This window comes from Luteimonas sp. RIT-PG2_3, from assembly GCF_054902115.1.
On the sequence record NZ_JBUBPF010000004.1, the window covers coordinates 95,435 to 121,203 of the forward strand.

General features: G+C 63.9%; 14 protein-coding genes, 1 tRNA gene and 2 pseudogenes. 8 read left to right on the forward strand and 9 right to left on the reverse strand.

Annotation, left to right across the window (positions count from 1 at the left end):
• Positions 1-123: 123 nt before the first annotated feature.
• The 3 genes from trmB to thiS form a co-directional block, all read right to left on the reverse strand.
• Entirely contained in the window at positions 124-906 is a 783-nt protein-coding gene (gene trmB / locus ACYX7E_RS07495) for a tRNA (guanosine(46)-N7)-methyltransferase TrmB (protein ID WP_462079949.1), read from the reverse strand.
• Between the two features lie 57 nt (positions 907-963).
• Positions 964-1,761: a thiazole synthase gene (locus ACYX7E_RS07500; protein ID WP_462079950.1), complete on the reverse strand. Its 798-nt coding sequence runs from the start codon at positions 1,759-1,761 to the stop codon at positions 964-966.
• Between the two features lie 133 nt (positions 1,762-1,894).
• Positions 1,895-2,095 (reverse strand): sulfur carrier protein ThiS, encoded by a 201-nt coding sequence (gene thiS, locus ACYX7E_RS07505; RefSeq protein ID WP_462079951.1) that lies wholly within the window; start codon positions 2,093-2,095, stop codon positions 1,895-1,897.
• 319 nt (positions 2,096-2,414) lie between these two features.
• On the opposite strand from thiS, the gene ACYX7E_RS07510 reads away from it, so the two are divergent.
• The 3 genes from ACYX7E_RS07510 to ACYX7E_RS07520 all read left to right on the forward strand — a co-directional run bounded on the left by ACYX7E_RS07510 (position 2,415) and on the right by ACYX7E_RS07520 (position 6,558).
• Positions 2,415-4,226, forward strand: coding sequence for an autotransporter domain-containing protein (locus ACYX7E_RS07510; protein WP_462080246.1), 1,812 nt, complete (start codon positions 2,415-2,417; stop codon positions 4,224-4,226).
• A gap of 85 nt (positions 4,227-4,311) precedes the next feature.
• Positions 4,312-4,382, forward strand: a tRNA-Gly gene (locus ACYX7E_RS07515).
• A 247-nt stretch (positions 4,383-4,629) separates the two neighbouring features.
• Positions 4,630-6,558 (forward strand): tyrosine-type recombinase/integrase, encoded by a 1,929-nt coding sequence (locus tag ACYX7E_RS07520; protein ID WP_462079952.1) that lies wholly within the window; start codon positions 4,630-4,632, stop codon positions 6,556-6,558.
• A gap of 131 nt (positions 6,559-6,689) precedes the next feature.
• Here ACYX7E_RS07520 and ACYX7E_RS07525 read toward each other — a convergent pair whose 3' ends face one another.
• Complete coding sequence (locus tag ACYX7E_RS07525; protein ID WP_462079953.1) at positions 6,690-7,019, reverse strand: hypothetical protein; 330 nt, start codon at positions 7,017-7,019, stop codon at positions 6,690-6,692.
• Positions 7,020-7,282: 263 nt separating this feature from the next.
• On the opposite strand from ACYX7E_RS07525, the gene ACYX7E_RS07530 reads away from it, so the two are divergent.
• Complete coding sequence (locus ACYX7E_RS07530; protein ID WP_462079954.1) at positions 7,283-14,770, forward strand: toxin TcdB middle/N-terminal domain-containing protein; 7,488 nt, start codon at positions 7,283-7,285, stop codon at positions 14,768-14,770.
• A 348-nt stretch (positions 14,771-15,118) separates the two neighbouring features.
• Positions 15,119-15,286: a CPCC family cysteine-rich protein gene (locus tag ACYX7E_RS07535; protein ID WP_462080247.1), complete on the forward strand. Its 168-nt coding sequence runs from the start codon at positions 15,119-15,121 to the stop codon at positions 15,284-15,286.
• Positions 15,287-15,457: 171 nt separating this feature from the next.
• Here the strand turns inward: ACYX7E_RS07535 and mobH are convergent.
• From mobH to ACYX7E_RS07550, 3 genes and pseudogenes are all read right to left on the reverse strand, one after another.
• A pseudogene (gene mobH, locus ACYX7E_RS07540) lies at positions 15,458-17,278 on the reverse strand (MobH family relaxase).
• A 358-nt stretch (positions 17,279-17,636) separates the two neighbouring features.
• Positions 17,637-17,894 carry a hypothetical protein gene (locus ACYX7E_RS07545; RefSeq protein WP_462079955.1) on the reverse strand — a complete coding sequence of 86 codons (258 nt, stop codon included), beginning with the start codon at positions 17,892-17,894 and terminating at the stop codon, positions 17,637-17,639.
• Positions 17,878-18,991: pseudogene (locus ACYX7E_RS07550) on the reverse strand (IS3 family transposase). The gene ACYX7E_RS07545 and the pseudogene ACYX7E_RS07550 overlap by 17 nt, the downstream one beginning before the upstream one ends.
• A 259-nt stretch (positions 18,992-19,250) precedes the next feature.
• Here ACYX7E_RS07550 and ACYX7E_RS07555 point away from each other — a divergent pair.
• Together ACYX7E_RS07555 and ACYX7E_RS07560 are read left to right on the forward strand one after the other, a co-directional pair.
• Positions 19,251-19,556, forward strand: coding sequence for a putative quinol monooxygenase (locus ACYX7E_RS07555; RefSeq protein ID WP_462079956.1), 306 nt, complete (start codon positions 19,251-19,253; stop codon positions 19,554-19,556).
• 228 nt (positions 19,557-19,784) lie between these two features.
• On the forward strand, positions 19,785-21,644 hold the full coding sequence (locus tag ACYX7E_RS07560) for a hypothetical protein (RefSeq protein ID WP_462079957.1): 1,860 nt from the start codon (positions 19,785-19,787) through the stop codon (positions 21,642-21,644).
• Between the two features lie 455 nt (positions 21,645-22,099).
• Here ACYX7E_RS07560 and ACYX7E_RS07565 read toward each other — a convergent pair whose 3' ends face one another.
• Positions 22,100-22,774: an AraC family transcriptional regulator gene (locus ACYX7E_RS07565; RefSeq protein ID WP_462079958.1), complete on the reverse strand. Its 675-nt coding sequence runs from the start codon at positions 22,772-22,774 to the stop codon at positions 22,100-22,102.
• Positions 22,775-23,090: 316 nt separating this feature from the next.
• On the opposite strand from ACYX7E_RS07565, the gene ACYX7E_RS07570 reads away from it, so the two are divergent.
• The gene (locus tag ACYX7E_RS07570) at positions 23,091-24,176 is read left to right on the forward strand and encodes an alpha/beta hydrolase (protein WP_462079959.1); all 1,086 of its coding nucleotides are present in this window, start codon (positions 23,091-23,093) and stop codon (positions 24,174-24,176) included.
• A gap of 61 nt (positions 24,177-24,237) precedes the next feature.
• Here ACYX7E_RS07570 and pdxR read toward each other — a convergent pair whose 3' ends face one another.
• Positions 24,238-25,734 carry a MocR-like pyridoxine biosynthesis transcription factor PdxR gene (gene pdxR, locus ACYX7E_RS07575; protein WP_462079960.1) on the reverse strand — a complete coding sequence of 499 codons (1,497 nt, stop codon included), beginning with the start codon at positions 25,732-25,734 and terminating at the stop codon, positions 24,238-24,240.
• Positions 25,735-25,769: the final 35 nt, after the last annotated feature.

Consider the following 25,769-nt stretch of genomic DNA (forward strand, 5'->3'; position numbering starts at 1 on the left):
CGCGGCAATCGGCCCGCGCAGTGTCGATGCGCGTGGCGGTGGTCTCGGCTGCGATGCTGGGCAGGGCAGCGTGCGACGGGATCGGAGCGATGATCCGCGCGCGCGCGTGGCCTGCCGTGCCCATCATGGTGTCCCGGCCCGGTCTGCAGGCGGCATGGCCACGCGGTCGTACAGCAGGTCCCAGACGCCATGGCCCAGCTTCTGCCCGCGCGTCTCGAAATGGGTCTGCGGCCGCCAGTCCGGACGCGGCACCTGGCCGCGCGGGCCTGCGCGGTTGGCGATGCCGGGCGTCGCATCCAGCACGTCCCACATCTGTTCCGCGTAGTCCTGCCAGTCGGTCGCCAGGTGCAGGCGGCCGTCGTCGCGCAGCTTGCGCACCAGCAACGCCGCGAACGCTGGCTGCACCAGCCTGCGCTTGTTGTGGCGCTTCTTGTGCCAGGGATCGGGGAAGTAGATCCGCACTTCGTCGAGGCTGCCGTCGGCGATCTCCTGCGTCAGCACTTCGACCGCGTCGTGGTGATACAGACGGACGTGGTCGCTGCCATCCGCGGCCAGCGCATTGAGCAACCGGCCGACGCCGGGCGCATGGACTTCGACGCCGATGTAGTCGCGGCTGGGGTCCTGGCCTGCGGCAAAGCGCAGTGCGTCGCCGTTGCCGAAGCCGATCTCGAGCACGCGGCGGGCGTCGCGTCCGAAGTCCGCGTCGAAGTCGCGCGGCGCATCGGCGTCCTGCGGTGCACGGAAGTCGAGCCCGAAACGCGGCCACAGCGCTTCGAACGCACGCTGCTGGGCTTCGGTGAAGCGTCCCTGTCGCAACACGAAGCTGCGGACTTCGCGACGCCCCTCGGTCAGGGTGAAGGGTTTCGCTGGTGCCTTGGCGCCGCTGCTGGCGAATGGATCGGTCATGCGTGGCGGGCGCTGCAAGTCATGGGCATGAGGGCGCAGGTCATGTTCGCGATCGTCCTAGCCGATCAGGCCGTCGACCGGGGACGAGGCGCTGGCGAAGCGCTTGCGTGGGATCCGGCCTGCCAGGAAGGCATCGCGGCCGGCCTGCACGCCCAGGCGCATCGCGCGCGCCATCCGGATCGGATCGCGGGCACCGGCGATCGCGGTATTCATCAGCACGCCATGGCAGCCCAGCTCCATCGCGATCGCAGCATCCGAAGCGGTACCGACGCCGGCGTCGACGATGATCGGCACCTTCGCGTTCTCGATGATCTCGATCAGGTTCCACTTGTTCTGGATGCCGAGGCCGGAGCCGATCGGTGCGGCCAACGGCATCACCGCCGCGCAGCCGATCTCTTCCAGGCGCTTGGCCAGGATCGGGTCGTCGCTGGTATAGACCATGACGTCGAAGCCGTCGGCGACCAGTTGCTCGGCGGCCTTCAGGGTCTGCACGACATCCGGGAACAGCGTGCGCTGATCGCCCAGCACTTCGAGCTTGGTCAGGTTGTGGCCGTCGAGCAATTCTCGCGCCAGGCGGCAGGTCCGGACGGCGTCCTCGGCGGTGTAGCAACCGGCGGTATTGGGCAGGATGGTGTAGCGGTCGGGTGGCAGCACGTCGAGCAGGTTGGGCTCGCCGGGGTTCTGGCCAATGTTGGTGCGACGGATCGCGACGGTGACGATCTCGGCGCCTGCGGCCTCGGTGGCCAGTCGGGTCTCTTCGAGATCCTTGAACTTGCCGGTGCCTGTCAGCAGGCGGGAGGAATAGGTCTTGCCGGCGATGACGAAGCTGTCATCGGAAAAGGAATGCGTGGTCATCGCGCGATTATGGCTGAATCGCGCGCGCGGTTCAGCGTTTGTGCGACGTCGGGTCAGCTGCGGTGGGGCGTTTGCGAGTCCATGCAGCGGCATGACGTGCCGCGAAGCATGTGGCGCTGGCGATGGCCCGGCCTCAGCCGCCGCCGAGGGCGTGCACGATCTCGACCTGGTCGCCGGCCTGCAGACGGTGGCCCGCATGCTGGCTCCGGGGGATGATCCTGGCATTGATTTCGACCGCGACCCGGCGCTCGGCCAGGCCCTGGGCGGCCAGCAGGGCCGCGACGGTACTGTCGTCCGCGATCGTCAACGCATCGCCATTGAGCATGATGTCCATGCCGCAATTGTCGCCCGAACGCGCGTGCCTTGCATCTTCAGGCGTCGATGCGGCGCCTCACGCCATCGCTCGTCGAGCACCCGGGCGAGCAGACGGCCGAGCACGAGGTGGATCGCTCGGTGGATCGCTCGGGAATGGGGTTGTCCGCTGGTGCGGCATGCCGCACTGCGGCGTGAGCGTGCGTCGCGACTGTGGAACGATGACGCTCCATGCGGGGGCGTATGTCGATTTGCGGCCATGCCCGCGCTGTCCAGCGTCGTACCACGCAAGAATCAGGAGATTCTCCCAGATGGCATTGTTCCGCCCCAGTCAGACCCTGCTGGCCGTCGCCCTGGCCCTTGCCGCAACCCCCGCGCTGGCCGAGGGGCCGTTCTCGCGCACCGTCTTCTTCGGCGACAGCCTGACCGACGCCGGTTTCTTCCGGCCGCTGCTGGTCCAGCAGGCCGGCCCGCAGGCGGCGATCCTCGGCCGCTTCACGACCAATCCGGGACTGGTCTGGGCCGAGCACCTCGCAAACTATTACGGTACGAATGCCAGCCCCAACGGCAATGGCCAGGCCGGCGACAACTACGCCGTCGGTGGAGCCAGGATCGTCCAGGTCAGCATTGAAGAGCTTGGTCCGATTCCCTCGCTGACCGCGCAGGCGCAACGCTACCTTGGTTCGACTGGCGGGCTGGCCGACGAGGACGCGCTCTACACGGTCTGGGGCGGTGGCAACGAGCTGTTCGCGGTCGCCGCCAATCCGTCCCAGGCGCAGGCGATCATCGGCGCCGCGATAACTGCGCAGGTCGGCCTGGTCGGGACGCTGCAGGCAGCTGGCGCGCGCTATGTACTGGTGCCGTCGATTCCCGACATCGGGGTCACGCCCTCGTTCTCCGCGCAAGGCTCCGCTGCGGCCGCGCAGGGATCAGGCCTGGCACTGGCCTACAACAATGCGCTGTACGGCGCCCTGGCCGGCAATGGCCTGCGCGTGATTCCGCTGGATACGTTCCACTTCCTGCGTGAGGCCGTGGCCAATCCGTCCCTGTTCGGCTTCAGCAACGTCACCGGCACTGCCTGCCTGCCGCAGATCACTGCCCAGTCCCTGACCTGCAACCCCGGCAGCTATGTCGTGCCGGGCGCGGACCAGTCGTACCTGTTCGCCGATGGCGTGCATCCGTCGTCGGCCGCCCACAAGATCATCGGCGACCTGGCGATCTCGGTGCTGGAAGCGCCGCGCCAGATCGCGGTGCTGCCGCATTCGGCCGCGGGCACCGGTCGCAACCGCGCCGAGCGCGTCGCCGCGCAAGTGGGGCGCGGCGCAGATGCGGACGGCCGCCACTGGTGGTTCGACGCGCGCGGCGATTTCCAGCGTTACGACCATGGCGACCAGTACGACGGCGCCGGCCCCGGGCTGCTGGCAGGCGTGGGCTGGCAGCGCGGCGCGCTGACCTTCGGCGGATTTGCCGGCTATGGCCGCCAGGACAACAACTGGGGCCTGCGGCGCGGCGAGTGGACGCAGTCGGAAGTCACGCTAGGTGGCGTGCTCGGCTGGCGCAGCACCGGAGGCGCCTGGGTCAATGGCCAGCTCAGCTACAGCCAGCTCGATTTCGATATCGATCGCGACGTGCTGCTGGGGCCCGCGCTGCGGACCCATCGCGGTTCCACGGACGGTAGCAACCTGACCGCGGCCTTGAGCGCAGGCTGGGACTTCGGTGACGGTGCGCTGGTGCATGGCCCGGTGCTGGGCGTGATCGCGCAACGCATCGATGTCGACGGCTTCGCCGAAAGCGAGCCCGACCTGTCGACCTCGCTGGCCTATCCCGACCAGTCCTTCGACTCGCTGATCGCCAGCGTCGGCTGGCAGGCCAGCTACCGCATCCACGAGCACCTGCAGCCCTATGTGCGACTGACCGTCGACCGCGAGCTCGAGAAATCCGCCGAAGAGGCCTTCGCGCAATCGCAGTCGCTGCCGGGCACCTTGCCCTACGCCGTGCCGGGCCTGGACTACGACCGTCGCTACAGCACGTTGACGCTGGGTGCGCGCACGCAGCTGTTCGGCCTCGACGCCAACCTCGGTGCCAGCCTCAACGCGGGCCAGAAGGGCGGCAAGCACAGCATGGTGTTCGCATCGCTGAGCGCTGGATTCTGACCCGCCGGCGCAGGCGCCTGGCCTCGACTGCCGGACGCCTCGCCGTTGCCAAGCGCCACGACCCGCGCATAGACTTGGCGCGAACGCGGGTGTAGTTCAATGGTAGAACTTCAGCTTCCCAAGCTGATAGCGTGGGTTCGATTCCCATCACCCGCTCATTCCACTGACGTCCAGAGAGTTCTACTGACGTCTGCTGAGGGGTCAAGTTATTGATCTCTAATGGATTTTCTTGCCTATGAACGTCTGTTGACGGCTAGGGGAGTCCACCTACAGCCACTCCGAATAAGTACATTTTTCCGTCCATCAGAAGGTGGGTGGATCTGCCGCATTGCTGGCTCTGTAAGGCATGGCCGCATGGTAGCCAGGGCTCCTGTCCCGTTTAATCCGGGATTTGGAGATGCGTATGACACTTACCGACCTACAGACCCGTAACGCGAAGGCAAAGGGCAAGGTCTACACCTTAGGTGATTACGACGGCTTGGCGCTGCATGTCTCGCCCAAGGGCAGCAAGGCTTGGCACCTTCGTTATTACTGGTTGGGCAAACAGTCGAAGATGTCCTTAGGAACTTACCCCGAGTTGAGTTTGCGTGATGCGCGGGCTTTACGTGACGAGGCGCGGGCGCTGATAGCCAAGGGCATCAATCCAAGGATCGCTCGCAAGCAGAAGAGGCAGGCTGCCCGGCTGGCGGGGGAATACACGTTCATGGCCGTCTATGAGAGATGGCTTGCCTATCGAGCGCTAGCCTTGGAAGAAGGGCGCCAGAGCACCCTCGCGCAGATGCGGCGGGTGTTCAAGAGGGACGTAATTCCGGTGTTACGTCGGATGACCATTCACGAGATCACGCGGCACTACCTGCTGGAGGTGGTCGGGCGGATCGAGAAGCGTGGATCGCTATCGGTGGCGGAAAAGGTGCGCACCTGGTTTCGGCAGTTGTTTGAGTACGCCATGGTGGTCGTGCCGGGGATGGAGCACAATCCGGCGAGGGATCTGCATGTCGTGGCCGTTCCCTTGCCGCCGGTTCAGCACAATCCGTTCTTGCGAATGGAAGAACTGCCTTCGTTCTTGAGAACGTTGCGTGCGTATCAGGGGCGACAGGTGACTCAATTGGCTGCTCGCCTGCTGCTGTTGACTGGGGTGCGTACCGGGGAGTTAAGACTGGCGACACCAGATCAGTTCGATCTGAAGTTAGGGCTGTGGATCATTCCAGTGGTGCGGCTCAAGCAGCGCAGGCAACTGGCCGGCAAGAAGCGACGCAAGCGCCTGTCCGACATCCCGCCCTACGTGGTGCCGCTGTCGGTACAGGCGATGGAACTGGTTCGCCACCTGCTGGAAGACGTCACAACGGCCCAGGTCTATCTCTTCCCCGGCCAGTCGTGCCTCAAGCGCCCCCTCAGTGAGAACACGCTCAACCGGGCCCTCAAATTCCTCGGCTACGAAGGACGACTGACCGGACACGGCGTCCGAGCCACGATCTCCACCGCTCTCAACGAGCTGGGCTATCCGAAGAAGTGGGTCGATGCCCAGCTCTCGCACGCCGATCCAGACAAGATCAGCGCGACCTACAACCATGCCGAGTACGTCGAGCAGCGCCGGGTCATGATGCAGGACTGGGCCGATCGCCTGGATCTGTTCGAGCAGAACCAGGTCGAGGCCGCGAGCACGCATCTGACCATCACCTTGCAAGGTTTGCCGACCATGGCAGGTCAAGCACGCACCGATATGCTTGCGGTCAATCCGGAGGCGCCACGATTGCTCGTTGCCCCACCAAGCCCGGCCGCCCCCATGGGGGCGGCCGCAGGCAATCGCCTGTCCGCGGTGAACCTGCCTGAGTACGCGTGGCCCATCATCCCGGAATTGCAGCGCCGACGTTTGGAACTGCTGGAGACCTTCGAGGCGCCGCACAACCTAACCGTGGCCCACTACGCCAGGCTCGCGGGAAAATCGCGGCGCTGGATCAGCTACGAAATCCGGGCGGGTCATCTGCTGGCGCTTCAGGTGGGCAACCGTGGCCAGCGTGTGCCGGATTGGCAACTCGATCCCCTAAAACGCCGGCTGGTGCAGACCGTCCTCAAGCACACCACGCGAGAGGTGGACGGCTGGTGCATCTACGATGCGCTGGTGCGTCCGCACCCGGCCCTTGATGGGCGCGCACCGATCGACGCGGTCACCGCGAAGAACCTGCAGGTCGTCGTTCGTGCCGTGGTGGAGCAGTGTCAAGCCGACTCGATCGTGTTGCACACGCCCCCAGCATCGCTACCAAAGACGCAACGTGCACAAGGCCCCTGCGAAACAGAACCCTCGTCCACGGCGATGCAACAGACCCAAGGGTAGGGTGCGAGCGAGACGCCGAGGCGTCTCTGGGTGTAGCCGAAGCCAGGCGTGGCCATCGATCGGGTCACGCCCGGTCACGCTGGCCGATGGGCGGCGTTCTAGGAGGCGCTGAGCGTCGGCGCCATCGACACCTAGCTCAAATGGTTGCGAACCAATCGCTCCTGCTCCGCGTTGAGTGCCGGGTGCGCCTCGGCGACCAGCACGGTCGTCTCTCCGTCGCGCCAACGCAGGCGCGCGCTGCTCTCGTCGAAGTGCAGCAGCGCTTCACGGAACGTGCGCATCTGCTGCGGGACCGATTGCATGCTGACGAAGCGCAAGGACTTGACCGCCAGGTCGCTGATCCAGAGCCAGTGATAGACGTGATGCTTTGGTGCGCTGTCTGGCAAGTCCAGACGCTGGATCTCGGTCAGCGCGCCCGTTGCGGATGTGAAGAGATAGCGGATCTCGTAGAGCAGGGACATGCAAACGCGTGGAACTCGGCAGGGCGAGCCAGTCTGCCAGAGACGTGCGCGACATCTGGTGAACATGGCAACCGCCTTGCAAACCGGCCCTTATTGGTCTCTCCGTCAAAAATGGCGAGTCGACTGTGCAGGTCGTGTCGAGAAAAAGGCGAGACCTCCAGATCGAAAACGGTCGCTACCTTGACAGTGCGCATTGCGGTGCGTAAGAAGTAAAATTGGAGTCTAAACAAACGGTTAGCGAGGGGTTTTGCCAGGCGGGGGTAGTGGCTTGGTCGGGAGCCGTTTTCCGAAATCGTGGTATCCAGGGGGCTGGAATGGTCAGGGAAGATGTACGCCTGTCGCGCACCGCGGCAGGGTTGCTGGTGTTGGTTGCCGCATTGCTGCTGATGCCTGTGGGCGTTGTTGTCAGGCAGGTCGTTGCCCAAGTCACGGGCGGAAATTCGCCGCCTCGGCTGGTCATTGGTGTAGATGCGGTCTCGGACTCGGTGGCCGCGACGGCTGCCGAATTCCGTGTCGACGAATCCGGCGCGGCCACCTACACGATTCCGCTCTATGGCGTGCCCGGTACGGCCGGCGTGATGCCGCAGCTGTCGTTGACCTATTCCAGCCAGGGCGGCTACGGGCCGCTGGGCAAGGGCTGGGCGATCTCGGGCATGTCGTCGATCAGTCGTTGCCGCGCGACACGCGAGGCCGGCGACTTCCTCGGCGCGGCGACGCCGGACGGCAATCCGCGCCCGATCGCCTTCGGCGCCGACGACCGATATTGCCTGGATGGACAGCGCCTGCTGCCGTCCCCGGAAACTTGTCCGGCGGCCGGCGGACAGAGCGGCGTTGCCCTGGCCACCGAACGCGACAGCTTCCAGCGCATCTGCGCGTACGCCTCTGGCGCCAATGGCCCGGCCTACTTCACGGCCGAACGCAAAGACGGCTCCATGAGTTGGTATGGCGATCGCGACCAGTACGCATCGGCCAACCGTCCCGACGGTTATTTCGAAACCACATCGCCGATCAATCCGGCGGCAGCGCTGTCCTGGGCGCAGACGCGCTTTCAGGATTCGACCGGCAACTACATTGATTACCTCTACCTGGAGAGCCCCGCTGGCGCGGGCACCGGCGAACACCTGCTCAGTGAGGTGCGTTACACCGGCAAGCTGCTGCTCCCCGGCCAGACGGGCAGTCCGTCGGCACCATACGCGCGCATCGTCTTCAACTACTCAGCGCGGCCCGAGGTCCAGTGGAGCAAGGGCTATGCCTCCGGCGGCGTGCTGACGCAGAGCCGGCGGCTGGATAGCGTCACCTCCTGCGCGACGATCGCTTGCGCAACGCCGGATCAGGCGCGTCACTATGTGCTGACCTACCAGCCCAGCACGTCCGGCAACGCGCTCGACACGCTGATCGGGGTCCAGGAATGCCGCGACAGCACCGGGGCGGTCTGCGTCGCGCCCACAGCATTCTCGTGGAGCAGTGCGCGCCACGAGTTCGCCAGTCTCGAGTACCCGCCCGACCTGCCGACCGGCAGCGTGTCCAAGCTCACCGGCTACAAGCTCGGCGACATCGATGGCGATGGCCGGCTCGACGTGGTGGTCGTCAAGGACGGGCTCAATGGCGAGGCATGCCCCACCGAGCACTTGACGGTGCTCTACAGCAATATCGACCAGTCCGGCGCGCCGGCCTTCAGCCAGAGCGGATCGATCTGCACGCCGGCCGAACTGGGCGACTTCACGCCGGGTGAAGGCAGCTGGCACCTGTTCGATTACAACGGTGACGGTCGCGACGACCTGTTCCTGAAAGGCGTCAATGGTCAGCCCTGGCGGCTGTATCCATCGCAAGGGCGCGCCGGCAACGGCAACTTCGATACCGCGCAGAACCTGATCGCGGGGCTGACGATTCCGTCGTATGAGTCCGACAAGGATCAGGTTCAGTTGGTCGACTTCAATGGCGACGGTCTCGTCGACATTGTCTATCCCAATGGCGGCGGCCTGCGCACGCGCTACATGGAGCGCCAGAGCGGAGGTGCTTACGCCTGGGGCGCGGAACGCGCTGTCGTGATCGACAGTGCCTCTCTAAACGCCACGGTAAGTCGTTGCAACTGGGCGGATCCCGATATCAGCGATTGCTGGCAGAAGATCTCGGGTATGCCGACGACGAAATCCGGCTTTGTGCAGATGACGGATTTCAATGGTGACTCGGCATCTGATCTGATGCTCAGGGTCACCACCACCCATGTTTCCCGCATGAGTTGCGCGCGTTCTGGCTCGCAGGCGACGGCGTCCATTTCTCAAAGTGAAGTGATCGATCGTTACGAGGTTAACGAACTCAAGGGAACTCCGAAGCACGAACACATTGATCCGTGCTTGATCACAACCGAGATCGATCGGCTGCATGCGCTGGTCGTCAGCAGTCAGACCGCCACCACGGTGACGCTGGCCAGCCATGCCATCATCGGCACGACGGGGGACCCCCACACCATCGCGCTGGCTGATGCAAACGGTGACGGTCTGACCGATATCTTCTTGCGCGAGACCAGCAACAGCGGCTGGAGCGTGTTGCTCAGTACTGGTCGCGGCCTCGTATACGACCAAGTCGGTGTCCCTGCCATCGACTTCCGCGACCAGAGCCGCTTCGTCGATGTCAACGGCGATGGCCGCGCCGACCTGCTGCACGTGGTGGACCTTGGCGCGTACAAGACCTACTACGTGCGCCACTCACTCCCGGCCGGAGGTTACGGCGCGTCCGCGCCGCTGCCCGGCGGCAATGCCAGGATCTGCGAGGGCTCCGGCTGCGACGTGGGGCCCAAGGTGCCGATGTTCGCGGACTTCGATGGCGACGGCCAACTCGACTTCCTCGCGCTCAGGTACCAGAACAACATCGACCTGTTCCTCTCCCGGAGCACCGCATCGACGCGCTTCATGCCGCGCGATGTCATCACCGGCATCACCAACGGCTTGGGCGCACGCACCGAGATCGCCTATGCGCCGCTGACCAACAAGGATGTCTACCGCCGCGCGAGTGGAACGCGCAACGTCGTCAACTGGGGCCGGGGTGCGCCGGTGATGGATCTGATGGCGCCCACCTATGTGGTCGCGCGGGCGTCCAGCAGCTCCCCGCAGGCCGGCAATCCCGCAGCGATGGCGGCGGTGCACTACCGATATGCCAACGGTCGCGTGCAGTCCGGCGGTCGCGGCTTCCTCGGCTTCGAGACCGTCGAGACCATCGATCCCAACCAGACCGGCGGGCACGTCGTCACCACGACCCGCTATGCCCAGCATTTCCCGTTCATTGGCATGCCGACGCGGACGACGCGGTCTCTGGTCGCAGGCGCATACACGGTGCCGGCCTGCCTGGCCGGCCCGATGACCAGTGCCTGCTTCAGCGTGCCCGGCCAGGCGCATGCGGCACTCGGCGGTAGCTGGATCTCCGATAGCCAGAAAGCCTGGGAGGCTTCGCCCAACAGCCTGTCCACACAGGCACCTCTGCACGTCCGCACCTTGGGTTCCGAAGAAGCCCTACGCGATCCCTTCACCGGCGCGCAGACCAGCCGGGTCAACACCGCGTTCGCCTATGGCAGCCATGGCAACGTCACGCAGACGATTGTCGATACCTTTACCGGCAGCGAGACCACGCCGACCGGCACCGTCATCACCGCCAGCAGCTATGCCGACAACGTGTCGCGCTGGCGATTGGGTCGCCTGGCATCGACAACGGTCACCCACCGTCGTCCCGGGCGCCCGGACGTGGTCCGCACCAGCGCCTTCGGCTACCAGATGAGCGGCGCGGTCACCGGCCAGTTGAACGAAGAGCGCGTGCAGCCCGGCGGTGCCGCCGACCTGGCGTCCACCAAGGTCCACCAGCTCGACCACTACGGCAATCGCCTGTCGAGCGTGACCTGCGCGGCGCCGGCGACCGGTTGCGATGTCAACGGCTTTCAGTTCCATCCCAACACACCCCAGCAGGTGAAGCGCTATGCACGCGTCGAGTACGACGCCTGGGGCCGCTTCCCGGTAGCGACGTTCGAGCCGTTCTGGACCGTGGGTGGCGGCGAGGAGCGGCTGACCAGCCGCGTGCTCGGCCGCAATGTATTTGGCGATGCAGTCGATGCCATCGATGCCAACAACGTTCGCAGCTTCTCCATCAAGGGCGGACTGGGGCGGGATTACTACGCCTGGACGCAGACCGCCGAAGGCGCAGGTCCGGCCAGCAGTGGCGGCGTCACATCGTTGACCACCTATCGCTGGTGCAACCAAGTCGCCTGTCCGACCGGCGCCAAGTTCCGCCAGCAGGTCGCAAGCACCGGGGCGCCGCGACAATGGACCTACTTCGACGTGCTGGGCCGGCCGCTGATGCAGGCGGTCGAGACCTTCAACGTCGGCATCGCCGGCCAGGATGTATCGGCCACCTGTACCGACTACGACATCGCCGGCAAGCCGAAGCGCGCTTCACATCCGTTCTTCCTGCCAGGCGTGGCCGGTGCCGATGGGCCTACGGCGATCGAAGGCGTCTGCGCCGCGCCGGCGCGGCTCTGGACGGTCACCACCTATGACGCCCTCGGTCGCCCCGTGCTCGTCACGGCACCGGACGGCAGCCAAGCCAGCCAGGGCTACGCCGGCCTGTCCACCAGCGCGACCGATCCCCGCGGCAATACCACCACGCAGCAGCGCAACGGCAAGGGCGAACTGGTCGCGACCACCGATGCCGCTGGCCTGTCCACGTACTACGCCTATGCGGCCGACGGCAACCTGCTGACCGTCAGCCGCAACGTTGGCGGCGGCAACATCGTCAACAGTTTCCAGTACGACGTGCTCGGTCGCAAGGTGCAGCAGTCCGATCCGGACACCGGCATCACCACGTTCCATTACAACGCGCTCGGCGAGCTGGTCGCGCAGATCGACAACCTTGGCCAGCGCATCGAACACGACATCGATGGACGCGGGCGGATCTGGCGCACACGCGCCAAGGGCGTCGATGGCATGACCGAATCGGAATCGACGTTCGTCTTCGACCTCGGCGCGCCGGGGAAGTTGACTTCCGAGGAAGTCACCGGCCAGTACACGGCGTGGTCGGGCCAGGCCAATACCGCCTTGAACACGCGCCGGAACCTGTACTACGACGCGCTTGGTCGCGTGTATGGCGGGGTCATCGAAGCTGACGAACATGTGCTCGGATTCAACACGTTCTACGATACCTGGGGACGTGTCCGTCTCGAAACGGATGTGTCCGGCAGAGCGACGAAATCCCAGTACGGGACCCGCGGGCACCTTGTGGCGACCTGCGACGTCGAGCTGACGGGCGGCGACCAGCCGGGCACGCCCTGCGCCACCGGCACCGACACCCATCGCCGCATCCTGCAGACCGATGCCTGGGGCAATGTGATCCGGGAAGGCCGGGCGGACAACGCCGCGCTGGAGATCACCCGGACCTACTGGCCGCTGACTGGCCGGCTCGCGACGATCTGTGCCGGCGGCAGCCAGTGCAACCTTGTCAACGAAGGCTATGGCTGGGATGCCGCCGGCAACCTGAGTTCGCATCTCAAAGAGCAGCGCTACCTCGAAAGCTTCAGCTACGACAGCCTCAATCGGCTGATCGAGGGCAAGCTGCTGATGCGCGATGGCGTGACCGTCAACCAGCCCACGCTGGCAAACGGCTACGACGCCCTTGGCAACATCTGCAGCAAGAATGGCGTGGGTTACGGCTATGCCGGTGCCGCGGGCTGCGGCAGCCCGGGCGCGCAGGCATCGATGTCCCTGCCTGTGGCAGCGGCATCCGCGTCGCTTGCGGCGGCGGTGCCGACCGCATTGTCCCCCAGCCGCATCGAGCGCGCACTCAGCAGCGGGCGCAATGCCGCCAACCACCTCTCGCATGTGCCGGCCGCCTGGCGGGACATCGGTGTCCGCCACGCACCAGACCTGAGATCGCGACGCTATAGCTCGGACGACGACCGCCCCAGTTGGGAACGCGAAGACGAGGATTGGGAACTCGAGCATGGCTTCGTCGGGCCGACGTTCTGGTCACGCAGCGGCGGCACTACGAAGCAGGACACAGCCGGCTTGGCGGCCGCCACGATGTCGTCGGGCGCGACGAACAACGGCACGGGCGCCACGACCGGCATCCAGTCGCTCTTGCTCGGCAGTGGCAGCCCGCACGCCGTCAGTCAGACCGGCAGCGGTGCCGGCAGGACCACATACGCCTACGACACCCGCGGCAATCAGGTGTTCCGCGACGCGCCCGGTACCGTCAACGACCGCACCATCGTCTACTCGGTCGACGACAAGGCCCACGAGATCCTGATGGGCTCCGGCCAACGCGTGCGCTTCTGGTACGGCGCCGATGGCCAGCGCTACAAGCGCGAGGATGCCGGCAAGATCACGTACTACATCGGTGGCATCGAGATGATCGTCCAGGGCGGGGCGATGACGTTCAAGCGCTACACGAGCGGCGTCGCGTTGCAGGTCGTCTCATCGGGCATCGTCCACAGCACCAAGTTCCTGTTTCAGGATCACCTCGGCAGCCTCGTGCGGATCGCGAATCCGGACGGCACGTTGGCGGAACGGCTGGACTACAGCGCATTCGGCGACCGCCGCAACCCCACCAATCCCGCAAGCAGTGGCACCGCATCGACCCATACGCCCAGAGGTTTCACCGGGCACGAGTACGTCGACGGCACCGGCATCATCCATATGAACGGCCGGATCTACGATCAGGAGCTGGGACGGTTCCTGCAAGCCGACCCCGTGATCCAGGCGCCGGACGATACGCAGACCTGGAATGCGTACACCTACGTCGTCAACAACCCGCTGAAGTACGTCGATCCGAGCGGAAACGTGTTCTGGATGGCCGCGGCGATCCAGACCCTAAGTACGGTGACCGCAGTCGTCGGGCCAACGTTGGCCCAAATGGCCATCACGGCAGCCGCGGTGGCAGCGACAGCGCACGTGGCGATCGGAATGATGGGGCAGGCCAGCTTGCAGGGCGTGGATGGCGCCTACAACGGCGGAGGCGCCAAGACGCTCGGTGCTGTGCAGGTGCACGGCCAGGGTCCGGGGCTTGCCGGGTATCAGAGCGAACTTTTGGCGGGCGACTTCGTGTCGTTGATCGGCGGCGTTACCTACACCGCCGGTGGTCTTGAGTTCGAGTATATGAATGCATCCGGAGACCGGGTGTTGTATCAGGAGCTGTACACGGTCAACGGCAGGTCGTTCAACACCTACAACCTCAGCACCTCCGCGCCCAGGGCGTCAGCGCTCGATGGGTTCCAGACAGCTCTGGATGTTGCGGGCTTTGCGCCTGGTATAGGGATCGCGGCGGACCTGCTCAACGGCGGCATCCATCTGTTCCGAGGCAACTATGGACTGGCCGCGATGTCGATGGTGGGCGCGGTACCGCTCATAGGTGATGCGGTTGCGGCAGGAGCAAAGGGAGCTAGGCTTGCAAAGGCCGTTGCACAGAGCTCCAAGCAGGGAGCTGATCTCTCCAGGCATCTCAGCTATGCACAAAAGTACGGCAGGGGTGGCGTTAAAGAGCTACAAAATGGCCGCGTTCGCTACTATGGGGACATCATTCCGGCTAATAAGCCAGGCGAAATGATCGGCCGCAGATACGTGCATGAGTTCGACGCTGTCAGAGGGCGGACTCGTGGTTGGCATGAGTTGTTGGATCAAGCTGGAAATGTTCGTCAGGTTCGCCCAGAACTTAATAACGGTAGAAAGGTGCACCACATGTTTGATGCGGTTGGAAATTATACCGGGAGCTGGTAAGTGAACGTAGATATGGAAGCAGTGCGAAAAATATTCTCTGACGTGGTTGAAAAAAGAATCACGAGAGAGTCTGCAGATCGATGGGCGTATGACGTTATGCAGAAATGCGAATCAGGAAATCTTGAACTCGTTCCGAGTTCGCAGAGAGAGGAAATATGGGATGCAGTTATGTATTTATACGGAATTGATGCTATGGATTCTCCAGGAGAGTACTTGCATTCGGATGAAGAGATCTCCTTAGAGATGGCGCGCAGGTTTGGATAAACAACGCTGTGCTGTTGTTTCTTGCTGTGCTGCCGCAGGGCATGCGTCTTTGAGTGTTGAGAATTCAAGCCTCAATTGTTTGCCATGCCATGCTGCGGAGAGAGAACCCTCACGACAACAGGCGGATATGAGAGCTGCGACGTATGCGGATGGGAAGATGATCATGTTCAATCCTCTGACCCAGATTACACGGGAGGTGCAAACAAGTTGAGCTTGAATCAAGCGAAGCGGGAATGGTCGGCCAGCCGTTGACTTTTTCGAATATGAATAGATCCGCGAGGAATTCATTTACACGAGCTATTGAACGCCACGAGATGAACGGGCGGCCATATTGATGATCAGGTGAGGGGCGCTTGATGATGAGAGTGGCCATATCTCATCTGCGCCCAGCCGAGCGGCAAGGGCGTCTACTTGCGGAGCGAGCTACAGCGCTTCGCTGACTAGGTTCAGATACGGGTTGTTGACAGGTGCGTTGTCGAACAACGTAGTGCCATCGATCAGCAGATAGCCATGGAGCCGGCGCGACTTGCGCGGTCCTTGCACCTCGCAAGTCCAGATGTTCAGGCCGCTGTCCTGCTTTCGATGGATTTGCAGCTTCTCGAACCGCTTCTGTACCCATTGCCAGTCCTGCAGCTTGTCCTGTCGAGCCAGCCCTGCGGTCTGCGGATGCTCCTGGGCGTAGCGCTGGAACACGCCCGGACTGACCAGGTACGCCGTGCCGGCGACGGTGTGCACCAGTGCTTTGGCGTCGTTGATGATGATCCGACGGGACTGGATGCCTTGCCTGAGCCAGGCGATGAACTGTTCTCCCGAGGGTGAGCCGCTGGTCGGGCCGCTGGCGGGTTCATGGCTGGACGAGGGTGAAGGGGTGTTTGCGTGGGGTGTGGCAGCGGAAGTCGCGGGATCTGTATCAGCCGGTGAATCATCGGCCCGCACTGGCGCCGTTCCGAGCACCGACAGCAGATCCGCGATTGGATCGGTCCGGTGCGGGTCGGAAGGTTGAGGGGCGCTTTCGATGTCCCGGCGCGCGGGCGTAGAGGCAGGGGCAGGCGTGGCCCCTGGCGCAGCGGGATCCTCGGGCGCTGTTCCATCCACGGATACCGTGCCGGCGAACGGCTCGGGGCGTTCGTTCGTTTCCCAGATCAGCGCCGGCGAGAGTCGCATGAAGGTGAAGGAATTCGTCCAGCCGGCGGTGCCGGTGACCGTGGCCTTCCAGATGGCCTTGCCATCTGGGGTCGGGATGGCGATGCCGTGGTCCTGCAGCACGTTGAACACCGCGGTGTTGTTCGCCGGGATGCCTTCGATGCCCTGTGACAGAAGATGCGCGCGGAGCTTGTCCGAGACGGTCTTGCTCCCCAGCCAGAGCCCGTCGTGCGTCAGCCACCCATCCGAGGCCTGTGGCTGGTTGAGCTTGAGGTCTTCGCGCAGCAGGTGGCGCAGGCCGTCGAGCAGCTTGCGCTGCAAGCTGTGCCTGGGTGCCGCCATCGCCCTGGTCGGATCGCCGCCGAGCGCGTGCGCGACCGAGGCTTGGTCGGCCTTGATGACCAGCTCGCCGAGGGTGCCCGCGTGCTCGTACTGGCCTGCCAGCACGTAGAGCAACGCCGACCAGACGTCGGGGTAGTCGCTGAGCCAGTCGAGAATCGCGCGATCGAGTACACGGGTGTAGAGCACGCCGGCGGCGGCGCTGTGCAAGCGGTACTCGCGGTCTTTGCGGTACCGAAATCGGTACGGACGCAGCAGGGCGCCATGCCAGGGATGCCAGATGCTGCCGTCGGCTTACTCGACGTGCAGGTCCACGGCGATCTTGCCGATGTCGTGCAGCAGCGCTGCGTAGGCGACCCCCGCGGTCCACGCTTCGGCTTGCGCCGCCTGTGCCTCGGGCGTCGTGCCGGCCGGGAGCAGGTGTGACTGCCGCAGCTTCAGGCCATAAGCGACGATCTCCAAGCCATGGTCCAGCATGCCGCCGGGGTAGGCGTGGTGATGGGCTTCGGAGGCCGGTAGCTGCTGGACCAGCTCCGCGTAGCGCTCCAACGGCGCCAGATACAGGGCGGCGAACTGTGCCCGGGAGAGCGAGGTGCGCTGCCAGATGTGTTCCAGCAGCTGCCGGCGGCGCGGTGTCGCCAGAAGCGAGGCGGCCGACTGCGGTCTCGTCAGCCCCTTGGCCAGGTCGGTCGGCGGTGTGGGAGCGGATGCCGCGTCGGTTGCCGCAGGTGGAACCCGTTTGCGTTGGAACATCGAGAGCATGGCGACGTCGGGTGATGGACGGGCGGGGCGTTGCCTTTTGGCCTTTTCGGGTAGGGCCGTTCCCCTTGGTGCCGTTCCCTTGGCCCCGTGCCCCCTTGCCGGCCTTTTGTCAGCGCTTGCTATACCGGCCCACTGACCGTCCATGCCATCGCGAATGCGGCTGCGGTGATTCCGGATTGGCCGGGTGGCGGCGGGGATGCGGCGTTGCTGACGCTTCCTGTAGGGAACGCAGCACGAGGTCTCCGAGCGCCGTCGGCGGGTTTGGCGGCAAGCGAGTTCGCGGCGCGCGGCAGCCGTGCCTGCCCGTTCCGCGCCTGATCGCTGCCAGATGCGCACTGCAGGCCCGGTGCGGCGGGAATTAACCGGGAAGAGGTGACTCGGGTAGCATCAGCGTGTCCGCATACCAACCGTAGCAGTTGGGCGTTTGATGGAAACCGATCGCGGCTGCCTCGTTCCGCTTTGCCTTGTCGCAGAACCAGCGGCGGCCGCGCGCGACCACCTCAATCACCATATCGCCGAGGGCGCTTTCCCGGGCGATTGCGATGCGCCGTGCCAGCTGCAACGTGCGGTTGTCGAGCGCTCGGGCGTAAGCTCCCCCGTCAAGCAGGCACTTCAAAAATAGAGCTTCCGGCGTTTTGGTTGCGGTACTCGACAGGCGTCATACCGCCTAGGGAATCGTGAGATCGTTCTTCGTTGTAATCGATCATCCACCAGTGCGTGGCCTCGCGGACATCGTCGAGACGGGCGAACAGATGCTGGTCGAGCACTTCCTCCCGGTACGTGCGGTTGAAGCGCTCGATGAAAGCGTTCTGATTGGGCTTGCCGGGCTGGATGTACTGGATTGCCACGCCATTTGCTTTGAGCCAGTTGGTGAACACATCGCCGAGGAACTCGGGGCCGTTATCGGAGCGCATCACCTGCGGCAGACCGTGGTTGCGTTTGATCTGCTCGAACACTCGTACCAGTCGGTGGGAATTGATCGAGATTTCGATCTCGATGTGCAGCACCTCGCGGTTGAAGTCATCGACGACGTTGAAGGTTCGGAAGCACCGCTCACACGCAAGGACGTCGCTCATAAAATCGACCGACCAGACCGTGTCAGGCAGCGCGGGGACATAGAGCGCAACGCGCTCTCGTTTTGGCAGGCGCCGCTTCGCGGCGCGGCGCAGGTTTAACTTCATGGCCTTGTACACCCGATAGATCCGCTTGGGATTCCAGTCCGGTCGTGCCTTGCGCAGCTGGTCGCTGCATTTCCAGAAGCCGCGACTGGGGTGCGCGTCCACGAAGCCCGCGACTTCTGCGATCAATTCGGCATCGCGCACCGTCCAATCCAGTGGTGGTGCGTACCAGGCCGCTCGCGACAAGCCGACACAGGCACAGGACCGACGCAGCGGCCGCCCATGCACCTCGACCAGGTGCCGAACGGCTTCGCGCTTGCGCGCCGGCCCTACAGTTTTTTTGCGATCAGATCCTTCATCGCTGCGTTGTCCAGTGCCAGTTCGGCGTACATCCGCTTGAGCTTCGAGTTCTCGGCCTCGAGTTCCTTGACCCGACGCAGCTCGGAAGCCTCCAGTCCGCCGTACTTGCTCTTCCACTGGTAATACGTCGCTGTGCTGATGCCGATCTGTCGGCAGATGTCTTGACCGGCACGCCGGCATCGGCCTGCTTGAGCGCCGCAACGATCTGCGACTCGGTGAACTTGGATGTGCGCATGGAACCTCCTGGCTGGGAAACGATGCCAGAAAGATCTACTTATGTGGTGTCTGTCAGGCGGGGAAGCTTACGCGGGCACCCACGCTGATCACGCGATCAGGCGCGACGGATGCCGGCGTGTCGTAGGGGCAGCGCTCGGGGTACACCTTGATCGAGACGCGCTCAAGATCATCTCCGTGGATGTCTGGGTACGCGATGGTCGAGAGCCTGGCGAACCTCATTTGGAAGACATTGGGCTCAAAAGGCGGACACACAGAGAATGCTGAAAGTGATTGCGCAAGACTTCATCAAGGTGGAACACATACAAGACGTCATGCCGCTATATTTAGAGCTTGTGGCGAGAACCAAGGAGGAGCTGCTGTGCCTGTCGTATGACCTTTATGTCGACCAAAAGGATCCTGGGCACTTCGTCTTCATAGAGGAGTGGCCTGACCGCGCCGCTTTGGACGCACACTGCAATGCCGAGCACTTTAAGAGACTGGTTCCGATGATAGAAAGGTATCAAAGGCCGCCGGGAACTTTCTTGCTCATGGATGCATTTCAGTTATCGAGCCTGCAAGGCTGACTCCGGATTGCGGCGCGGCTTAATGAGGCATTGAAGATAGACGGCCATGTCGTTCTGAGAGAGCCTGTGACGATCCGCAGATGTCGCGCCCCACAAGGACGCGCGCCGGAACTTCGCCGGCGTCTAGCGACGTGAGGCTTCCGAGCGCCGAGGCACAATGATTGGCTTGCCATGCAAAGGAGATGGTTCAGAGGCGGATGCAAACCCACTGGCCCGGCTTGTGCCAACATGACCCTCTTGGCTGCCGCCGACGTCGATGTCTGTATTTGCGATCCAAATTGTCATACTTTGCCTATGGACGGACCTGTCACCAAACTGACCAGCGAACAGCGTGCAGCCCTTCGAAAGAACATTAGCGATTGGGCTCGTAACGAGATGGCCATGTCGCGCTACAGTCGCCTGCAGGTGAATATGGCCATGCGGCAATCGGTAGGATGGCTGGGCAATCGCCTATCTGGTGCCGCCATCACATTTACCCCTGCACAGTTGCGGCAGTTCGCGCAGATCTTGGACGTATCGATTCCAAAGGCCGTCAGCGATTGCGCTGAGCTGCTCAGAACTGCGGGCCGCTCATCGTCTGGAGCACGGAGACGGCTCCCGCCTATCGACGTCGACGCACTTCGCAACGCGGGAAGTGCGCAGCTAGAAATTGACCTGCTCTTGGGCACCGCCGCGCATGGACGCCCTCAGCGATCCCGCGATCTCGACTGGACGTTGCGTCGATTTGGTCTCGGTGTGGATCGGCCCGAGACTCTGGAAGAGATCGGCATCTCCGCCGGCGTCACTCGCGAGCGCGTACGGCAGGTGGAGGCAAAGATGCTCCAACTCGCGTCCATCGCCGCGGAAGGACACTCATTGCCGATGTTGGCGAGCGTGTATCAGCGCGTCGTGGAGTCCGTTGGTTTGCCTTGGGAAGCCGTGGAGCGTGAGTTGCGTCCGTTTCTCGGTACTGTTCCCCTCCGCGAAGCAATCCGCTTTCTTGAAGAGGTACAGACACCCACCGAAAAGGTTGGCATGGATCGGGCATCGATCTATGGACTTGGCAATACCCTCAGGGTGGTTGCGACGTCGGCTGATGATTTGCGTTTTACCAGTCAGGTCTCGTCAGCGGCGCGCAAGATCTTCAGCTTTGCGGGGGCTGCCTTAGTGAACGACATCCGCGCACTGCTGGAAACCACAAGGAAGAAGCCTGTAGCGCTGCGTGATCTAGTTCGCACACTCGGCGCGTTGCCCGAGCTTGAGTGGCTCGATGATCACCATCGCTGGTGTTGGTTCAATACCCCCGAGCTGTCTGCGCTTCTGCGTCGCGCAGCGCTGATACTCACTGCCGCCCGGGCGCCGGTTGACATGGAGACGCTCTATGCTGGGTTAGTCCGTGAGGGTCGTCGCGACTTCGATTCGCACGCTGCCGACGTGACCGATCCAGTGCCACCTGCCCATGTTGTGCACGCTATCCTAAAGCGACACCGTGACTTCCGCCGTACGGCAGCGAATGCCTTCACCTACGTGGCTGCTTTCGACCCTTCAGGCGACGTTGAGCCGGCGATCCGGCTGATCCTGCAGCGGTTGGAGGAGTTGGGCGGAGCCGCAACGCGTGCGGAGCTCTACGAGCTCGAAAATCACCCGGATCATCCGATCCCGAGAAACTCCTTTGCAAACTACCTCTACTGCGCGGGGCGCATCGAGCGGATTGGTCCTGGTGCGTGGGCGATCCGCGGGCGACCCATCGACGAAGTGCGCCGCCGAGAGGTTCTAGCCAGGAGCCTCCACGCTTCCACAACCAGCACCCGTCCGTCGCAGCTTCGGCCGGCTGGTCCGTACTGGAAAGTCGTGTTACGACTCACGGAGGCAGCTCGTCGCAATCGTCTGATGGCTTTTCCGTCGGCTGCCATTCCCTATGGTGCATCCGGCAGGTATCAGCTGCCGGACGGCCACGAGGTTACGCTGCGTCAAGATCATCACGGCACTCGCATGACCCGGCTTGGTCCAGCTATTAAGGCACTACTCGAGGATGCTGCAGTGATTGCAGTTCGCTTCGAGTTCGATGGCAATGAGCACACTCTTCAGGTTCACGCGCAATACGAATAGGGGTTATCGACAAGATCAGCAGGATATGTCCGCTATCAGGGACGAGCAGCTGTGGGAGGTCGAATCTGAGTTTGCCAACGTCCTGCACGGAGGGTTACGGTCCGCAAGTGCGCTGTCAGCAGCGTTGGGCCCAAGCGCATCACCAGGTCGAACGGGTTCGATACGAGCGATCCGCAATTCTGCCTAGGTGGCGCGATTTCGCAGGGCAAGAAAAATCGGCCTGAGGGGTGCCCACGAAGTAGCAGACGGCATCGCCAACTGCTTCCTGATGATACTGGGCGAGCCAATGCGGATGTTGCCGCTCCCGATGGAAATGCCACAGATGTTGGTCGAGTATCTGGCCCGCAGGACACTGGGGTGCTGGCTCTCGTATGCGCTGAAGGACACGAGGAGCGCATCCTTCAGCGGACGGGGTGGCTGCTTTCATTCTCGGTACCGTGATCTCCTGCAAAGAACTAGCCACTTCGAGCGGTTGCATTCAGAACTCTGTAGAGCCAGAACGCTTCGTCTTGCAACATCTTGTCACGCAGCTGTTGCGCCGATAGTCCGGTCACCCGCTTCACTTCACGTCCCAGGTGGGATTGGTCACTGTACCCGGCGTTCGCTGCGATCGAGGCCAGGTTATCTGGGTGGCGGGCAGCGTATGCGAAAGCCCCCTCCACACGTGCGTACAGCTCCAGGTCGCGTTGGCTTTGTCCGGTAAGACGCTTGATCCGCCGCTGCGCCTGTCGCATGCCCACGCCATTCGGGGTATGGACACCCCGCGCTGTGAGCGTCGTCAGCCAACTTCGTATCGCCATGACGCCTGTGGCCTGCTGTGCGTCGTGCCAAAGGGGAGCCAAGAGTGCCTCTAGTGCTTCCAGCGGTGCATTCGACGTTCCTGCGCTCAACAACGCGGGAACCGCTTCCGCAGGCAGTACCTTGTCGGCAGGAATAACAGTGTCTACGTAATCCTGCAGCCTGATGCCCCACAGCCGTGCCAGCGCATCAGGGTAGAAGCTGACCATCAATGCGTGGATCGGGCCAGGCGACCAGCTGGCGGAGGGCTTGCGGAACGGGCCGGCGAACACGAGGGCGGGCATCGCATTGGCGCGTGCCCGTGCGGACGCGTCGTCTTCGACATCGACCATGTGCAGCTGTCCTTCTAGGATCCAGGACAAGGAGGGCAGAGGTGAGGCGGGATACATGTTGATCCGCTCCGAGGACGTGAGCGCCAACCCGCGCGTGTCCCGCTCGATCGCGATATGGACGCAACCGGTCAAGGCGGAGGGCGGGGCATGCAGCCAGGCCGCCTCCGACGGCAGCCTGCCATGTCGCTTGCGTTCTATACCTGCGCTTCTCATTCCTTCGACAATCCCACTTTCATCCAACGGACCCGCCGAGTAAGAGGATATGACCAGAGCCGTATTCCAGGGGAAGCTATCACATCGATTGCGTAGCGCATGGGTGTTGCTGACCACTTCGTTGACGGTGCTTGCGCGCAGGGCTGTCGGCAAACCCCTGGTTGCCGAGTGGTCGATGCCCTTTGAAATAGGAACGCTGTTCTATCGTCGCCAGTTCAACCACGCCTTCTCCCTGAAGAACATCGCAGAGGGGCGTGAATACTTCGACAGTTGCTTCACGATTGCTGGAGCGCCGCCGCCAGTGGACATGCGGGACAGTCGGGCCGGAGAGCCTCCAGGCGAATGGTTTACCCCGAAAGGCTACACAGACGCGCTGACGATTCTGTATTTTCACGGCGGCGGCTACACCTTTCATGCAGCCGTGACACGCAATTTCATTGCGATGCTGTCGCACATGCTGCAGGTGCGGATCTTCTCGCTGGAGTATCGGCTGACGCCAGAGCATCCACATCCGGCTCAGCTCGACGATGCGTTGTCGTCCTACCGGCGCCTGGTGACGGCGGGGATCGCACCGTCGGACCTGATCCTCTGCGGCGACTCGGCCGGCGGGCATCTGGTCCTGATGACGTTGGCTGCGCTGCGGGCATCGGAACTGCCGCAGCCGCTGCTGGCGATCGCGATCAGTCCGTGGACGTACATCGGCCGATTGGGCCAGAGCCAGTTCGGAAACGACCGGTACGACATGGTGCAGGGCTATCAGACCCTGCAGTACGGGAAGTGGTTGAAGGGGCAGGGGGCCTATACCGATGAAGGGCTTTCGCCGATGGGACAGGATTTCGGCGGCACGGCGCCGCTGTACATCCAGGCCGGTGACAAGGAAATCCTGGTGGACATGATCCGTGCGTTCGCCAAGCAGGCAGTAGGCCGGGGCGCAGGCGTGCGCCTGGATGTCTGGGACCATATGACGCACGAGTTCCATGCCTACGGCGAGACCGAGCCGGCAAGTCGGCATGCCATCGCTCGCATGCGGCAGGCGATGGACTGGGCCGTGGCGCAGCGTCGTGCCGACGCGACGCATGGACATGCGGTCGCCCAGCCAGGCAGGGCCAGCGCGGGTCTGTTCCCGGCCATTGACGAGACCGAGGTCGATGCCTGGCCCGAAGAGCGGTCGACGGCATCGGCTGGGTAAGGCCGTCGCCTCGGCTCGCATCGAACTTGGCTCGGTGTGCATCGCGCAGGATTGGATCAACTCAGCGGCGCAGCCCGCGCAACACCTTCGCCAGCGTCTTGATCCCCGCTGCGAGCTCGGGCGGGGCGTGGGCGGCGAAGCCCATCAGAAACCCCGGTGTGGTGGCGTCCGATGTGTACAGCGTCGTCAGGCCCAACAGGTCAATGCCTGCTCGTTGGGCGGCGGCCACGGCCTCGGGTTCGTGCAGGTCACGGACGAATACGCAGGGCATCTGCATACCGCCGGCCGGGACGCGGGGTTCCAGGTACTGGGACAGATGCTTGCCGATCAGAGCGGCCAGCACGTCCCGCCGCTCGGCATAGACAGTGCGCATGCCGCGCACATGGGCGCCGAAGTGGCCGCCCTCGATGAAACGGGCCAGCGTGAGTTGTGGGATCGGTGCGCTGTGGCCATCGAGCAAGGTGCGTGCTGCGGTCATGGGGGCGACCAAGGACGGTGGCAGCACCATGTAGCCGATGCGAAGGCCTGGGAACAGCGACTTGGTGAAGGTGCCGATGTAGATCGTGCGCGCGTGCGGATCGAGCCCTTGCACGCAGGCGGTCGGCCTGCCCGCGTAGTGAAACTCGCTGTCGTAGTCGTCCTCGATGATCCAGCCCTGCTGGTCCCGGGCCCAGTCGACGATGGCCAGACGCCGGTCCAGCCCCAGTGTCGCGCCGGTCGGAAACTGGTGCGAGGGTGTCAGGAACACCGCCCGCGCGGGGTCGTCGGGCCACCCGCTTGCCTGGAGCAGGTGGTCGACCTGGAGTCCGTGCGCGTCGACCGGCACGGGCACGCATTGCAATCCCGCGGCCTCGAATGCTTTGCGCGCGCCGTGGTAGCCGGGCTCTTCAACGAGGATTCGCTCGCCGGCATCAAGCAGCACGGTCGCGCACAGGGTCAGGGCTTGCTGGGAGCTGGTCAGCACCAGCACGCGATCGGGCGTGGCGCGCGCGCCGCGTTCGAGGTTGACGTAGTCGGCAATGGCCTGTCGAAGTGGAGCCATGCCCTGCGGCGGACTGTGCAGCAAGACCTGCGTGCCGTACTCCTTCAGCACCTGGCGTTCCAGCCGTTCCCAGGTCTGCAGGGGAAAGCTGCGCGTCTCCGGCACGCCGGGCGCAAACGCGCGCGGCGCCAGGAAGTCGCGCACGCCGCCGCGCTGGAAGAGGGCGCTGCCGCGTTGGCTCAGCCGCGGGGCCGTGCGGTCAGAAGTCGTCCGCCGTGCCTTGCCGCGCCCGGGCAAGCGCTGCGCGCGTTCGGACACGAAGCTGCCGCTGCCCACGCGCCGTTCGATGAAACCTTCGGCATGCAATTGACCGTAGGCCACTTCGATGGTGTCGCGCGAGACCCCCAGCGACTTGGCCAGCGCACGCGATGCCGGCAGCGACCGGCCAACATCGAGCATGCCGTCGAGGATCAGCTGGCGCACCGCGCGTTGCACCCGCAGGTGCAGCGGCAGGGCGCCTTGCGCGGGATCGCCGATCGCGGCCTTCACCGACTCGAGTTGGGCGTGCTTGAACAAGTGGTCTGCTCCACTGGCGAAAAGTGGCTGGTCTA